Below are 14,947 nucleotides of genomic sequence, written 5' to 3'. Positions count from 1 at the left end.
CGCGCGGGGGCGACGGCGCGCCGGGCCTGTTCGGGCACGACCCGCCGGTGGTCGTAATCAGGTGATCTGTCCGATAGCTTGACGCTTCATCACCCCAGGACAACACTGCCGGGTGGCGCGGAAGCCGGGCGGGAGGCGGGACCCTCCGCACCCGTGTCTCCGTGCGATTCTCTGGCCGGCGCATGCCCGACACGTGCGCCCGCAGAAGGAGCCGCCATGTATTCCAACGGAGACGTCTTCGTCGGCGAGATCATCGGAACGGCGATCCTGGTCCTCTTCGGCGCCGGTGTGGTCGCGGGCGTGCTGCTCCACCACTCGAAGGCCAGGGCGTCGGGCTGGATCGTCATCTCCTTCGGCTGGGGCCTCGCCGTCCTGGCCGGCGCCTACACCGCGGGACCGCTGTCCGGCGGCCAGCTCAACCCCGCCGTGACCTTCGGGGTCGCCATCAGCTCGGGCAAGTGGGCCCAGGTGCCGTACTACCTGGCCGGGCAGATCATCGGCGCGATGATCGGCGCCGTCCTGTGCTGGCTCGTCTACTACGGGCAGTTCCGGGCCAATGCCGAGGAGGAGGCCCGGCAGCCCACCCTGGCGGTGTTCTCGACCATCCCGGAGATCCGCGTCTGGTGGCAGAACCTCATCACCGAGGCCATCGCCACCATGGGCCTCGTCCTGCCGATCCTGGCCTTCGGACTGAGCAAGGGCCTCGGCGAGACCGGCACCGGCACCCTCATCGTGGCCCTCCTCGTCACCGGCATCGGCCTGTCGCTCGGCGGCCCCACCGGCTACGCCATCAATCCCGCGCGTGACCTCGGCCCTCGCGTCGTCCACTCCGTGCTGCCCATCCCGTTCAAGGGCACCTCGGACTGGACGTACGCGTGGATCCCGGTGGCCGGCCCGCTGATCGGCGGCGCCCTGTCAGGTCTCATCTACAACGCAGCGTTCAAGTGAGGCGGTCATGACCGAAACGTCCGACCAGGCCACGCGATACGTGGCCGCCATCGACCAGGGCACGACCTCCAGCCGGTGCATCGTCTTCGACTCCGACGGGGCCGTCGTCGCGCTCGACCAGCGCGAGCACCGCCAGATCTTCCCCAAGCCGGGCTGGGTGGAGCACGACGCGACCGAGATCTGGTCCAAGGTCCAGGCGGTGGTGGCCGGCGCGCTCGCCAAGGCACGGCTGCGCCCCGACCAGCTCAGCGCCCTCGGCATCACCAACCAGCGCGAGACGACCGTCCTGTGGGACCGCGCCACCGGCCGTCCGGTGCACAACGCGATCGTGTGGCAGGACACCCGGACGGCCGCGCTGTGCACGCGGCTCGGCGGCACCGACGGCCAGGACCGCTTCCGCGAGTCCACCGGCCTGCCGCTGGCCAGCTACTTCTCCGGGCCCAAGGCCGCCTGGCTGCTGGACAACGTGCCGGGGCTGCGGCGCCGGGCGGAGAACGGCGAGATCGCCTTCGGCACCGTCGACTCCTGGCTGATCTGGAACCTCACCGGCGGTACCGAGGGCGGCGTGCACGTCACGGACGTCACCAACGCCAGCCGGACCATGCTGATGAACCTGGAGACACTGCAGTGGGACCCGGCGATCCTCGCCGCGATGAACGTCCCCGAGGCGGTCCTGCCGGAGATCCGTTCCTCCTCCGAGGTGTACGGCACGGCGGTCGGCCGGCTCGCCGGGGTGCCGGTCGCCTCCGCGCTCGGCGACCAGCAGGCGGCGGTCTTCGGCCAGGCCTGCTTCGAGACGGGCGACGCGAAGAACACCTACGGCACGGGCAGCTTCCTGCTGCTCAACACCGGTGACCGTCCCGTGCCCTCCAAGAGCGGGCTGCTCACCACGATGGGCTACCGGCTGGGCGGCGAGGCGCCGGTCTACTGCCTGGAGGGGTCGATCGCCATCACCGGCGCCCTCGTCCAGTGGTTCCGCGACAGCCTCGGCATCATCAGGTCCGCCGACGAGATCGAGCCCCTGGCCGCGAGCGTCACCGACAACGGCGGCGCCTACATCGTGCCGGCCTTTTCGGGCCTCTACGCGCCCTACTGGCGCTCGGACGCGCGCGGCGTGATCACCGGCCTCACCCGGTACGTCACCAAGGCGCACCTGGCGCGGGCCGTGCTGGAGGCGACGAGCTGGCAGACCCGTGAGGTCGTGGACGCGATGCACCAGGACTCCGGGGTGCGGCTGACCACCCTGAAGGTGGACGGCGGCATGACGGCCAACGACCTGCTGATGCAGCATCAGGCGGACGTGCTGGGGGTCCCGGTGGTCCGGCCGCGGATCTCCGAGACCACGGCGCTGGGCGCGGCCTACGCGGCCGGGCTCGCCACGGGCGTGTGGGACGACCTGGACACCCTCAAGGCGCACTGGCAGCAGGACGCCGAGTGGCAGCCGCGGATGGACGGGCAGACCCGTGAGGAGGGGTACCGCCGCTGGAAGAAGGCGGTCGAGCGCAGCTTCGGCTGGGAGGACGACACGACCGGCGCCGGCGCCACGAGTGCAAGCGGTGCCACCGGGGCCACCGGGGCCACCGGGGCCACCGGGGCCACGGACGACGACGACCGGGACGACGAAGTGCCCGTGCCGGCGGTCTGACCCCGCCGCGCGGCTCAGTTGGCGGCGGCCGCCCGCCGGACGCCCGCCAGCTGGGCCGCGTGCTCGACGACGGTGATGAGCACCTTCTTCGCCGAGGCCCGGTCCCGCGCGTCGCACATCACCAGCGGCACCTCGGGGTCGAGGTCGAGCGCGTCGCGCACGGTGGCGGCCTCGTGATGCTCCGCGCCGTCGAAGCGGTTCACGGCGACGGCGAAGGGGATGCCGCGCCGCTCGAAGTAGTCGACCGCGGAGAAGCAGTCCTCAAGGCGCCGGGTGTCGGCCAGCACGACCGCGCCCAGAGCGCCCTGCGCCAGCTCGTCCCACAGGAACCAGAAGCGGTCCTGGCCGGGGGTGCCGAACAGGTAGAGGACCAGGTCCTCGCGCAGGGTGATGCGGCCGAAGTCCATCGCCACGGTGGTGGTGCGCTTGGTCTCGACACCGGCGAGGTCGTCCACCGGACGGCCCGCCTCGCTCAGCATCTCCTCGGTGCGCAGCGGCCGGATCTCGCTGACCGCGCCGACGAGCGTGGTCTTGCCGACGCCGAAGCCGCCCGCCACCAGGATCTTGAGGGTGACCGGCTCGACGACGGAAGGACGGCGGTCAGAGCGCCCGAAGACCATCGATCACTCCTGGAATTGTCGGACGGTCGGCTCACGGCAGGGGAACCCTACTACGATCCGACCATCCAACTCGCCGCGGGCCCGGCGCCGTTGCCGGCGCCGGGCGTCACAGGGCGCGCAGGCCGTCGATGACCTCGCGCAGCAGCCCCTCGTCGGGCAGCTCGGCCGGCGGCACCGGGCGGGTCACATGGACGAGCCCTGCTTCCAGTACGTCGCCGACGAGCACCCGGACGACACCGATCGGCAGATCGAGGTCGGCCGCGAGTTCGGCGACCGACATCGGCTGCTCCCGGCACCGTTCCACGATGTCGACGTGCTCGGGCGACAGCGTGCGGTCGGTGTCCTCCTCCGCGTCGCCGGAACGGGACTCGGAGATGACCAGGGCGATCAGGTCGAGCCGGCCCTCGGCGGCATGGCTGGTACGCCCGCGCGTCATGGCGTAGGGGCGCACCACGGGTCCGGCGTCGTCGTCGTACCAGCGGTCCGCTTCGGAAGTCATGGCGCGCCCGTCACACCACCCGCGCGTCGTCGTCGCGCGGCGCGGTGGCCAGGTGCACGCCCACCCGCTTCACCAGCAGCGCCATCTCGTACGCGACCTGGCCGACGTCGGAGTCGGCGTCGGTCAGGACCGCGAGGCAGCTGCCGTCGCCCGCCGCGGTGACGAACAGGAAGGCCTCGTCCAGCTCCACGAGGGTCTGCCGGACCTGGCCGGCCTCGAAGTGCCGGCCGACGCCCTTGGCGAGACTGTGGAAGCCGGAGGCGACGGCCGCGAGGTGCTCGGCGTCCTCGCGCGACAGCCCCTCGGACGCGCCCGTGGCCAGGCCGTCGCCGGACAGCACGAGGGCCTTGCGGATGCTGGCGACGCGGCCGACCAGCTCGTCGAGGAGCCAGCTCAGCTCGCGGGTCGGGCTCGATGGTGCGGTCATGGACCGTTCCCCTCCGTGGTGGTTCTGGTTGCGCTGTCCTCCCCCGGCTCCGCCGGGGGGACCCCCGTACGGGCGGGACGGGGGGCGTCTGGTTCGTCGAGCTGGTCCGCGCGGCCGCGTTCCCAGCCGCGCTGGAGGGAGGCCATGCGGTCGCGCACCTCCTCGGGGGTCCGCTCGCGGCCCCCGCCGTCCCCGGCAGAGCCGGCGGCGGGCGTACGCGTCTCCGTGGTCCCGTCGGTGCGCAGTTGGGGGGCGAGGCTGGCCTGCCGCACCCGGCGCGGGAGTCCGCCCCCGGAGGCGGCCGCTTCGGGTGCCTCGGGCGCCTCGGCGGCGGGAGCGCGGCGCTCCCCGGTGCTCGCGGCGACCGGCCGGCCGTTCTCGGCGACCAGCACCGGGGTGCGGCGGCGACGGGGCAGGGCACCCGGCACGGCCGGTTCCGGCGCGGCCGCCGGAGCGGCCGGGGTCGCCGGCCGGAGCGCGGACAGCCGCCCGGCCTCGGGTTCCGGGTCGTGCCTGCGGTGCTCGCGCGGCTCCTCGTCCGGCTCCGGGTTCAGGCCCCAGGTGCGGAAGCCGTGCTCGGTTGCGGCGGCCAGGCGGGCGGCGTCGAGGTCGTCGAACGTGCCGGGTTCGCCGGAGTCGCCGTCCTCGGCGCTGTCGCCCGTACCCGCGTCCCCGCTGTCGGTCAGCAGCCCCGTGGGAACGAGCACGACCGCCGTGGTGCCGCCGTACGGGGACTGGCGCAGCGAGACGCGTACGCCCTGGCGCCTGGCCAGCCGGCTGACCACGAACAGACCGAGCCGGTCGGTGTCGGAGAGCTCGAACTCGGGGGTCTCCGCGAGCCGGAGATTGGCCTCCAGCATGGCGTCGGGGGTGAGCCCGAGGCCACGGTCGTCGATCTCCAGGGTGAAACCGTTGGCGACGGCCTCGCCGTGCACCTGGACGTGGGTGTGCGGGGGCGAGAACACCGTGGCGTTCTCGATGAGTTCGGCGATCAGGTGGGTGAGGTCGGCGACGGCCTGGCCGGTGACGGCGAGCCGGGGCAGCCGGCGCACCTCGACCCGCTCGTAGTCCTCGACCTCGGCGACGGCCGCGCGGACCACGTCCATCAGCTGGACCGGCTTGCGCCACTGCCGCGACGGCACCGCGCCGGAGAGGATGACCAGGCCCTCGGCGTGCCGGCGCATACGGGTGGTCATGTGGTCCAGGCGGAAGAGGTCCGCCAGTTCCAGGGTGTCCTCGGTGCGCCGCTCCATGGCGTCCAGCAGCGTCAGTTGACGGTGCAGCAGGACCTGACTGCGGCGGGCGAGGTTGACGAAGACCTCGGAGACACCGCGGCGCATCTCGGACTGGCGCACGGCGGCCTCGACAGCGGCCCGCTGGAGGGTGTTGACGGCCTTGCCGACCTGGCCGACCTCGTCGTCGGAGTAGTCCAGACGCGGGGCCTCGGTCTCGACGTCCACCTCCTCGCCGGCGGCCAGGCGGCGCATGACGCGCGGCAGTCGTACACCGGAGACCTCCTGGGCCTCCTTGCGCAGTCGGGACAGGTCGCGGATGAGGCCCCGGCCGATGCGGATGGAGACGAGGACGGACGCGATCACCGCGACGAGACCGAGCCCGCCCGCGATCGCGGCACTGGCCAGCAACCGCATGGCGACGGGTTCCGCGCTCCTCTTGTACAGATCGCCGGCCTCGGTGCCGGTGCGGTCCAGGTCGCCCAGCGCGGCGGTCGCCGTGTCCTGCCACGAGGCGCGGTCGGCGGCCCCGGGCGCGCCTCCGGCGCCGGCCGCCATCACGGCGTCCTCGGCGGTGCGCAGGGCACGTCCTGACCGGCCGTCCCAGTAGTCCCGGTAGACCGCGCGCTCGGCCTCCGTCAACAGGCCGAGGTTGTCGGCGAAGTAGGCGCGCTGCTGGGCCACGGCGAAGGTGAACGAGCGCATCTCCTGCGGGCTCATGCGGCCGGCCGTGATGGCGGCGGCCATGAGCGCGTCCTCCTGGCTCACCGCCTCGCGGGCCCGGGCGAGCTGGATCAGGGCCCGGCTCTGCTTGTCGATCGCCGCGTTGTCGAGCGGGTTGAGCGTGTCGAGGAAGTCGTAGCAGGGGCCGAACAGCCCGCTGTAGGCGGCGAAGGCCTCGTGGCGGCTCACGGTGCGCTTGACGACCTTGTCGCGCAGCGCGTCGACGGAGCCGAACCCGTCGACGACCAGATCGAGTCGGCGGCGCGCGTCCTCGGTGAGCGGGGCCCGGTTTCCGGGGGACGCCGCGTTGGAGCGCAGTCGCGCGAGCAGGTCGTCGGTCTGGCGCTCGCGGCGCAGCAGCACGCTGCGGGCGTCGGACCGGCGAGGATCGGCCAAGTAGACCAGGGAGGCCCGGCGTTCCTGCTGGAGCGCCTGGACGGTGTCCTCGACGGGGTAGCGGAGTTCGTTGACCGTGCGCTCCACACCGAACAGACCCCACACCTGACGACCGGTCAAGGTAGCGGCGAAGGCCCAGATGGCCGTGAGGGACACCAGCGGAATGAGCAGCAGTGCCACGATCTTCCGCCGGATCGTCGTACCGCGAAAGCGCATGGCCTCCCCAACGTCGGACCCGGTCACGGGGCGTCCTGTTCCGGCAATAAACGGCGCGAGCCTACTACTGCAACCTGCCCCGTCCGAAAGCCCACCTTCCTCCCTTGTCCCGGGAAGACCCGATTCGTACGCATGAACGGTGGCCGTCACTGGCCGAAATACAGCGCACAGGGAACCACGGGCATCCGTCGTTCGTGATCCGGGCGGGAGGGGCGCTCCGGAATGCGCGGGGGCATTCATCGGCGGAAACCGGGCAGCCACTCTGGAGTCGGACATCGGGGGTCCGGCACCGCACCACCCGGATCCCGCGAGGGAGCAGATGTCATGGACGACCTTGTCGAGGACGCATTGGATCGCGACATTCCGGAGCGGCGGAAGCGGCGCTCGCTGTGGGCGGAGGAGCCGGTCGGGCGACCGCGCATGCCCGACCCGGTCCGCGTCTCGGCCGTGCGGGCCGTGCTCATCGTGTCCTTCAGCCTCATCGCGGCGGTGATCGCGATGCTGGGGGCGGCCGGCGACTCCTGGATCGCCGCGCCCGCGACGCTCACCGCCATAGTCGGCACCGTGGTGGCGACCTGGGCGGTGCTGGACGTGTGGGTCACCCGCCAGGTGTGGAACCAGCGCAACGGCGTGATCTCCAGTCCCAGCAGCGCCGCCCGCGCGCTGCGCCGCGAACGGCGGCGCGAGCGGCGCCGGGCCCGTCGCGGGGCAGGCGGCTCGGGCGGCCCCCGGACGCTGTCCGGGCACGGCGCGCGGGCGGCGTCCTAGGCACCTCCCGCCGCTGCCGGCCCCGTCAGCCGCCCTGGGCGGCGGGCTGCTCCGCAGGCCGGCGGAACATCCGGGTCGCGGTGATCTCGCCGTGCACCGGCTCGGACTCCGGGTCCTGCTGCGGCAGTCCGGGCCGCAAGTGCTCCTCGACGCTGATGTACTTCAGCCCGGCCCGCAGGTCGGCGTCATTGCGCAGCCGCACCACCAGCGGGAACTCCGCGAGGGCGGTCGTGTCGAACAGACCGGTGGTGTAGATCAACTGCACGCCCAGCGCGTCGGCGACGGCGCGCTGCAACTCCAGCAGGTACGTGGCGTTGGCTCGGCCGATGGGGTTGTCCAGGAAGAGCGTGCCCGCGTGCCGGTGCCGGTCACGGCCGCGGTCGTTGCTCCGCAGCGCCGCCATGGTGCAGTAGAGCGCGATCGCGGCGGTGAGCAACTGGCCTCCGGAGAAGACGTCGCCCATCTGCCCGACCGGGACGCGCTCGGCGCGCAGCACCGCGTCCGGCTTGAGGATCTCCACGGCCACGCCCTTGGGCTCCAGCGCTGCGGCCACGGCGCGCAGCAGCAGGGACATCCCGTCCCGCCGCAGATCCGAGTTCTTGCGGACGGCGGCGCGCGTGGCCTCGTCGATCACCGCGCCGAGCCGCTCGCCCAGTACGGCATGGTCCGGGTCCTCGAAGCGGATGCGCAGGAACTCCTGCCCCGACCACTCCCCCAGCCCCTCGGGCAGCCGGGACAGCCGCTGCGCGGAGCGCAGGGTCGCCAGCGAGGACTCCACCAGGCCGCGCAGCCGGTCCACGATGCTGTCGCGGTTGCGCTCCAACTGCTCCAGCTCGTCGGTGAGGACGCGCAGCCGCGGCTCGAACGCCACGTGCCACGCCGCGGCGTGCTCCGGCAGCGCCGAGGCCGGCAGTTCCCTGATCTGCTGCCGGGCGGGGGTCCTGACCTGCTCGTAGCGAGCGGCGTTGGCGTGCCGGACGAGGACGTCGCTCGCCTCGCGCAGCTGCGACTCGGCGCCCGACAGGTCGGCGGCGCAGCCGCGCAGGCCGCGGCGGGCCTCGGCGGCGGCCGTCCTGGCCTCCTCCAGGGAGCCGGGGTGCGGCTCGGGCTCGTCCTCCTCCTCGTCGGCCTGACGGTCCCCGTCCCGGAGCAGGTCGCGCAGGAGCGCGGCGAGTTCGTCGAAGCCGCCCGCCGCGTCCTCGGCGCCGCGGTGCGCGCGCACGAGGTCGCCGTGGGCGGCGCGGGCGACGTCGAGGGCGTCGGTGCGGGCGGCGAGTTTGACGTTGGCGCCGCGCAGCAGTTCCTGGGCGTGCTCGGCGTCGCGGGGCACCAGTTCCTCGGGCAGCCCGGTGTGCGCCCCGCCGTCCGCGGGGGCGTGCCGCTCGGCCTCGCCGCGCAACCGGCCCAGGTGTTCGCTGGCGGTGGCGGCACGCGCGTCCAGGGTGGCCACGAGCTGTTCCGCGCGGGCGGCGGCGGCCTGCCGGGACGGGCCGTCGGCGCCGTCCGGGCCCTCCAGCAACTGGGCCGCACGCGTACGGACCTTGTTGGTCAGGCGCTCCAGCTCGGTGAGGGCCGACTGCTCGCTGCTCTCGGCCCGTGCCTGCTCCGCGCGCAGGTCGGCGCCGACGCCGACCTTCTCGTACAGCTGTGACGCGGACCGGTACGCCTCGCGCAGCGCGGGCAGCGCCCCGGCGGGGCCCTCGCCGTCCTGAGCGGCGTCCGGGGCCGCCTCGTCCGGGGCACCGGTGATCTCGGCCCGCTCGGCGCGCAGGACACGGGCGGTACGGCGGGCGTCGTCCGCGGCGCGCTGGGCGGCGCGGCGGTCCTCGTCGGCGGCGCGCGCCAGTTGGAGGCATGCCTCGGCGCGGGTCTCCGCCTCGGCCGCGTCCTCGGCCAGTTCGCGGGTCCTGCGCTGCCAGGTGGCGCGTTCGCGCAGCCGGAAGGCGAGGCCGGCCAAGGCGTCCGCGGCCCGGCGGGCCTGCTGCGCCGTCTCCTGCCGCTCGTCGCGCAGCCGGGTCGCCTCGGCCGCGGCCTCGTCGGCCTCCACGCGCCGGCCGCGGGCCTCGGTGAGCTCGTCGCGGGCGGTCCTGGCGGACTCCCGGGCGGTCCCGACCACCGCGGCGAGCTCGCCGAGCCGGCCGGGCGGGCAGCCGTCGCGCCACGACGAGAGCCGGGCGGCGAGCGTGCGGTCCCCGGCCAGCCGGGCGGCCAGACCCCGGATGTCCTCCTCGCGGGCGCCGGCACGCGCGCGCAGCGCCTGGCGCTCGCCGTCGGCGGCCAACTCGTCGTGCATCGCCGGGTTCGGCGGTACGAGGAAGACCTCCGGCTCCGGGCCCGCCGGGGCCGGCGGCGCCAGCAGCGCCGCGGAGGTGCCGACCGCCACCGTGGACCGGGGCAGCAGCGCCGCCTGTGCGAGCACCTCGCGGGCCCGTGTGTGGGTGCCCGGGTCCGTGACGACGACGCCGTCCACCAGCTCCGGCCGGGCGGCCAGCACCGCGGCGTGGTCCACGGGGTCGACGGCCTGCGCGAGGTACCGCCAGCCCGGGAGCGCGGGGATGCCGTGCTCGCCCAGGTACTCCACGGTGGCCAGCACGTCCGGGCTGGGCGGCAACAGGCCGCCGTCACCGAGGGCGGCCAGGATGCGGGCGTCGTCGGCGGCGGCGGTGCGCAGGTCGAACAGCTGGCGCTCGGCGGACGCGACGGCGCCCTCCAGCATCTCCCGCAACGACTCCGCAAAGCCGTCGAGTTCGGCGGCGCTCAGCGGGCCGTCCGCCGGGTCGCGGGAAACGGTGTCCTCCGGGACGGTGCGCCGGACGCCCGTGGCCTGCGGGGGAATGGCCACGCCCGGCTCAGCGGCGGCACGGCCGGCGTGCGGGGCCGCGGCCGGCGGCAGGCTCAGCAGTTCCGCGAGGCGCGGCTCCGCGGCCAGCGCGTCGGCGACCCGGGTCTCGGCCGCGTGCGCCGTCTCGGCCGCCGCGAGGGCGTCCGCGGCGCGGGCCGCCGCGAGTTCGGCACGGGACTCCGCGGCGGCGGCCACGCGGGCGAGGTCGCCGGTGCGGCGGGCGGCCTCGCCGGCCGTCCCGGCGGCGCCCGCGGCGGCCTTCTCCGCGTCCGAGGCCTCCAGGGCGGCGCGGGCCGGATCGGCGTCCGGGGCGGAGTCGTCGAGCCACCCGGCGCGGACGGCCTCGGTGGTCTCCTGCTCGACCTCGGCGAGGCGCTGCGCCAGGTGGCCGGACTCGCTGCGGGCGCGCTGGGCCGCGGTGGCCGCGTCGGTGGCGTCGCGGTGCGCGGCCTCGGACCGCGCCTGCAGCTCCGCCGACCGCTCCTCGTCCGCGTCCGCGCGCTCGTCGGCGGTGTCGGCGGCCGCGTGCAGGGCTCGTACGAGGTCCCCCGCTGCCCTGGTGCGGGCGGCGAGCGCGGGCGCGGCGTCGCGCTCGGCCTCGCGGATGGCGGCGGTGACCCGGGCGAGCCGGTCGGCGGCGGCGCGGTGCCGCAGGACGATCTCGGCGGCATGCCACGCGGACTGGAACGTACGGGCGTCGTTGAGCTCGCGGCGCAGTGCCGCGGCGCTCTTCTCGCCCACGGCCAGCGCCAGCGATGCGTGCCGGTAGGCGAGTTCCGCGGCGATCAGGGAGCCGCGGCCCCGGGCGGCGTCGGCGTCGGTGACGGTGTGCGCAGCCCGGGCCATGTCCTGGGCGAGGTCGGCGGCCCTGCCGCGCTCCTCGTGGGCGCGGGCCGACAGCCGCCGGGCGAGGCCCCGGGTGCGGCGCTCGGACTGGGCGTGCACGGCGCGGGCCCGGTCACGGGCGCCTGTGGCGTCCACGATGCGGCCGAGCAGCTCCAGGGAGCCGGCGGTGAAGTCGCGTTCGGCGGTGAGCTCGGCGCGGCGGCCCAGCTTCCCGGCGAAGCCGTGCACGAGGTCGGCGAGCCCGTCGGTGTCCCGGGTGTCGGTGACCGCCCGCAGCAGCAGGTCGGTGAAGTCGGAGTCCTTCTTGACCGCGAAGAGACCGGCCGCCTCGCCCTCGTCGGCGTTCATCTCCCGCTGGTAGCGGAAGAGTTCGGGGTCGAGGCCGAGCAGCCCCAGATGCTCGTTCCAGCGGTCGTGGATCTCCTCCCACACCACGTCCAGATGCGGGTAGAAGCGGCCGGCGTCGGTCAGGGCGTCGCGGAAGCCCTTCATCGTGCGGCGGCGGCCGCGCGCGCCCGAGGTGCCCTCGGCGGACGGCCGCACGGCGGTCGACTCGGCGACGGGCAGGGAGTCCAGGCCGAGCCCGGGGCCGGGGCGGAAGGAGTACCAGGCCTCGGCGAACCGGCGCGGGTCGGAGGAGACCTGGCGCCCCCGCCACTCGCTGACCTTGCCGACCACGACCAGTTCGCCGGTGACGGTGTGCTGCCACTCCAGCGCGACGTGTCCGCAGTCGTCAGCGAGCAGGAACTTGCGCAGCACACCGGAGCTCGCGCCGCCGAGGGTGTTGCGGTGGCCGGGCAGCATGACCGAGAAGATCAGCTTCAGCAGGACGGACTTGCCGCCGCCGTTCTCCAGGAAGAGCACACCCGCGGGCGCCGGGCGGCGCGGCGGCCCGGCCGGCTCCTCCTCGAAGAACTCCGCCTGGGCGGGGGCCGGCTGCGGCACGGGCTCGCCCACTCCGCGCAGGTCCAGCACGGTGTCGGCGTAGCGTGCGCCGGCCGGCCCGATGGAATAGAGGCGGACCCGGGACAGCTCGTACATGGCGGACTCTCGTGGTGGTGGTCAGGGATCGGCGGACAGGATCGGACGTGGGGACCGGGGGGCAGGCTCCCGGACGGACCGGGGAAGCGGACCGGGCTCAGGAGTGGAAGGGCAGGCCCGCGCCGGCGACGAGGTCCAGGTCCTCACCGTCCTCGGGCGGCAGCAGCGCGGCGGAGTCGTCGGCGACCGGGACGATGCCCAGGTCCAGGAGCTCGGCCATGGCGGCGCTGCCGGCCATGTCGCGGACCTGCAACTGGTAGCGGGCGGTGGTGCGGAACGTGCCGCCGGACTCGTCGCCCGTGCGCTGCAGGAAGCCGGAGTCGACGAGGAACGCCACCGCCTTGCCGACGATGCCGGTGGTCGAACCGGCCAGCCGGCGGGCGTCCTTGGTGGCGCCGGTCGAACTGCGGCGCACGTACACGCGCCAGGCGGCCTCCAGCCCGGGGGCGTCGCTGGCCGGGTCGGTGTTCTCGCCCTGCTCCTCGGCGCGTTCCTCCAGCCGGCGGCAGGCCTGGCGCAGGAACCCGTCGATGCCGTTGACGGTGACCCGGCCGATGTAGGCGTCGTCGGCCAGGTCCTCCGGGCGCGGGAACGCCATGGCGGCGGTGGCCAGATGGGCCAGCCCGTGCAGGAAGCGGTCGCCCGCGTCGGAGGCGGCGCGGCGCGAGTAGTCGCCTATGCGGACGGCGAAGACCGAGTCCTCCCCGGCGGCCATCGCCATGCCCGCGCGGGGCGAGACCTCCAGCACCACGAGGCCGAGCCCGGTCGCGACGGCGTCGGCGAGCCGGGCGAAGGGGGGGTCCTCGCGGTAGCGGCGGATCAGTTCGGCGTACTCGGCGTCGCGGGCGGGCAGCAGCTTCGGCTGGAGCCCGAAGGCCACCAGGCGGGCGGCGTCCGCGGCGTCGGCGGGGGTGACGCCCGCCGTGCCGGCGCAGGGTGCGGGCTGCGGCGCGCTCTCGCCTTCGCGGTGGTCGTTCACGGGGTGGTCTCCTGGGGGCGGACGGTGGGGCGGTGTGCGGTCGGTCGGGCGCCGGTGCGGCACGCGGCGGGGGTGGTCGTCACGCCACCTCCGAGCGTTCCGCCGCCATCCCGGCCGCGTCCAGCCGGGCGGTGCCGACGATGAGGTCGGCGCCGCCGAACTCGGGGTCCTCCAGCGCGGTGCCGTCGTCGACGGCGAACAGCAGGCGCCCCTCGCCCTGGCGGTAGGCCGTGCCGACCGGCGGGCTGGCGGCGTGCACGGCCAGCAGGGCGACCAGGTAGGGCAGTTCGGGGTCGCGGCGGCGGGCCTCGGCCAGCAGGCCGGACAGCCGGCGCGGGGCGTCGTGCGGCAGGTCGAGCAGATCGAGCGCGGACTCCAGCTGCTCCTCGCTGAACCGGCTGTCGTCCGGGGTGGCGATGAGGTCCGGCTCGGGCATCTCGGCGCCCAGGTGCTCGCGTTCCAGCGGCGGGGTGAGGAGCGCGTCCACGAGGTCGGTGACGCGCACGGCCGCGGCCGTGCGGAAGCCCGTGCCCCGGGCGAACCAGGCGTCCGTGACACGCAGCGCCCGTTCCACGGGGAGCGGGAGGACAGGGGCGACCAGTTGCCCGTACAGGTCCAGCACGCCGACGAGGGCACTGCCGCGCGGGGCGGCGAAGGCCTGCCGGTCCTGCTCGGCGCGGAAGATGGGTCCTGCCTCCAGCAGCCGCGACTGGAGCTGGGTGTGGCGGCGGATGCAGTCCTTGACGATGTCGACGAGTTCGGCGGCGCGGCGCTTGTTCTCCGGGTCCTCGGCCTCGTCGCGGGCCTTGCGGATGTTGGTGAGGATCGCGTTCTCGTGCCGGTAGCGGTCGGCGACGTGGTCCAGCGCCTCGTCGATCATGTCGGGCACGGTGCGCAGCCAGTCCACGGCGCGGACGTTGCGGCGGGTGGCGTCCAGGGCGCGGCGCAGCGACTCGGCGTACTGGACGGTGCGGTAGCGGGCCTGCTCGGCGGCGAGCTGGGCGTCGGCCAGGCGGCCGCGGTTGACCAGCACCTCCAGCTTGACCTCGGCCGCGATCTGGGCGCTGGTGACGTCGGTGTCGAGGGCGCCGACAAGGACGTTGACCGCCTCGTCCGTGGTGCGCAGGTAGACCGTGCCGTCGCGGCCGGGGACCTCCTCGACGAGCTTGAAGTCGTAGTCCCGGCGGACATACGCCCCGTCGGGGCCGAAAGTGCCGTAAACGGCGCGGAAACCGCGGTCGACGCTGCCGACGTTGATCAGGTTCTCCAGCACCCAGCGGGCCACCCGCTCGTGCTCGGCGACGGAACGGCCCGGTGCCTGGGCGGCGACGCGGGGCATCAGCCGGGAGATTATCTGGTCGTGGTCGGCCCCGGTGTCGAAGTCCATGTTGAGCGTGACCAGGTCGATGGCGGCCAGCGCGACCTCCGCCATCGCGTACACCGAGTACTCACCCGCGAGGTTGGCCTTGCGCACGTCGAGGTCGTGCAGCGGCGCGGTGCAGGCCAGGGCCTTGAGCCGGCGGGCCAGGCCCTCGTCGGCGGCGGGTCCCGGCGCGGGCCGGACACCGCCGCTGAACTGGTGCGGAACGGTGGTGGTCACGACGACAGACTAGGCGGTCCCACCGACATCGGCCGAAACGACGCGGACGGTCCGGTCTGTCCCCCCTGCTCTCCTCCCCCGCCTGCTGCGGCCTTCCCGAGCTCTTCCGGGCCCTGGCGAGTCCTTGTGACCCCCGCCCCCGCTCGCCGCCGGACCCCGGACCGG

Annotated in this window: 10 protein-coding genes; 3 read left to right on the top strand and 7 right to left on the bottom strand. The window is 74.6% G+C overall.

Features of this window, described 5'->3' with window-relative positions:
- Positions 1-216 precede the first annotated feature (216 nt).
- Together ACFYXS_RS33340 and glpK are read left to right on the top strand one after the other, a co-directional pair.
- On the top strand, positions 217-948 hold the full coding sequence (locus tag ACFYXS_RS33340) for an MIP/aquaporin family protein (RefSeq protein WP_389255046.1): 732 nt from the start codon (positions 217-219) through the stop codon (positions 946-948).
- A gap of 7 nt (positions 949-955) precedes the next feature.
- A complete protein-coding gene (gene glpK / locus ACFYXS_RS33335; protein WP_389255044.1) occupies positions 956-2,593 on the top strand; it encodes a glycerol kinase GlpK in 1,638 nt (545 codons plus the stop codon).
- A gap of 14 nt (positions 2,594-2,607) precedes the next feature.
- Here the strand turns inward: glpK and ACFYXS_RS33330 are convergent, their stop codons facing one another.
- The 4 genes from ACFYXS_RS33330 to ACFYXS_RS33315 form a co-directional block, all read right to left on the bottom strand.
- Complete coding sequence (locus ACFYXS_RS33330; RefSeq protein ID WP_389255042.1) at positions 2,608-3,213, bottom strand: ATP/GTP-binding protein; 606 nt, start codon at positions 3,211-3,213, stop codon at positions 2,608-2,610.
- Positions 3,214-3,319: 106 nt separating this feature from the next.
- The gene (locus ACFYXS_RS33325; protein WP_389255040.1) at positions 3,320-3,712 is read right to left on the bottom strand and encodes a DUF742 domain-containing protein; all 393 of its coding nucleotides are present in this window, start codon (positions 3,710-3,712) and stop codon (positions 3,320-3,322) included.
- A gap of 10 nt (positions 3,713-3,722) precedes the next feature.
- Positions 3,723-4,139 carry a roadblock/LC7 domain-containing protein gene (locus ACFYXS_RS33320; RefSeq protein WP_389255039.1) on the bottom strand — a complete coding sequence of 139 codons (417 nt, stop codon included), beginning with the start codon at positions 4,137-4,139 and terminating at the stop codon, positions 3,723-3,725.
- Positions 4,136-6,706 (bottom strand): nitrate- and nitrite sensing domain-containing protein, encoded by a 2,571-nt coding sequence (locus ACFYXS_RS33315; protein ID WP_389255082.1) that lies wholly within the window; start codon positions 6,704-6,706, stop codon positions 4,136-4,138. The genes ACFYXS_RS33320 and ACFYXS_RS33315 overlap by 4 nt, the downstream gene beginning before the upstream one ends.
- A 324-nt stretch (positions 6,707-7,030) precedes the next feature.
- Between ACFYXS_RS33315 and ACFYXS_RS33310 the strand changes: the two genes are divergently transcribed.
- The gene (locus ACFYXS_RS33310) at positions 7,031-7,474 is read left to right on the top strand and encodes a hypothetical protein (RefSeq protein ID WP_389255037.1); all 444 of its coding nucleotides are present in this window, start codon (positions 7,031-7,033) and stop codon (positions 7,472-7,474) included.
- 25 nt (positions 7,475-7,499) lie between these two features.
- On the opposite strand, the gene ACFYXS_RS33305 is transcribed toward ACFYXS_RS33310, so the two are convergent.
- From ACFYXS_RS33305 to ACFYXS_RS33295, 3 genes are all read right to left on the bottom strand, one after another.
- Positions 7,500-12,203 carry a hypothetical protein gene (locus ACFYXS_RS33305; protein ID WP_389255035.1) on the bottom strand — a complete coding sequence of 1,568 codons (4,704 nt, stop codon included), beginning with the start codon at positions 12,201-12,203 and terminating at the stop codon, positions 7,500-7,502.
- Positions 12,204-12,300: 97 nt separating this feature from the next.
- Complete coding sequence (locus ACFYXS_RS33300; RefSeq protein ID WP_389255033.1) at positions 12,301-13,182, bottom strand: hypothetical protein; 882 nt, start codon at positions 13,180-13,182, stop codon at positions 12,301-12,303.
- A 79-nt stretch (positions 13,183-13,261) separates the two neighbouring features.
- Positions 13,262-14,782, bottom strand: a complete 1,521-nt coding sequence (locus ACFYXS_RS33295) for a hypothetical protein (RefSeq protein ID WP_389255031.1) — start codon at positions 14,780-14,782, stop codon at positions 13,262-13,264.
- Positions 14,783-14,947 lie beyond the last annotated feature (165 nt).

This window comes from Streptomyces sp. NPDC002574 (assembly GCF_042889545.1).
In the GTDB taxonomy this organism is placed as follows: Bacteria; Actinomycetota; Actinomycetes; order Streptomycetales; family Streptomycetaceae; genus Actinacidiphila.
This window is presented reverse-complemented; position numbering and strand designations above follow the sequence as displayed.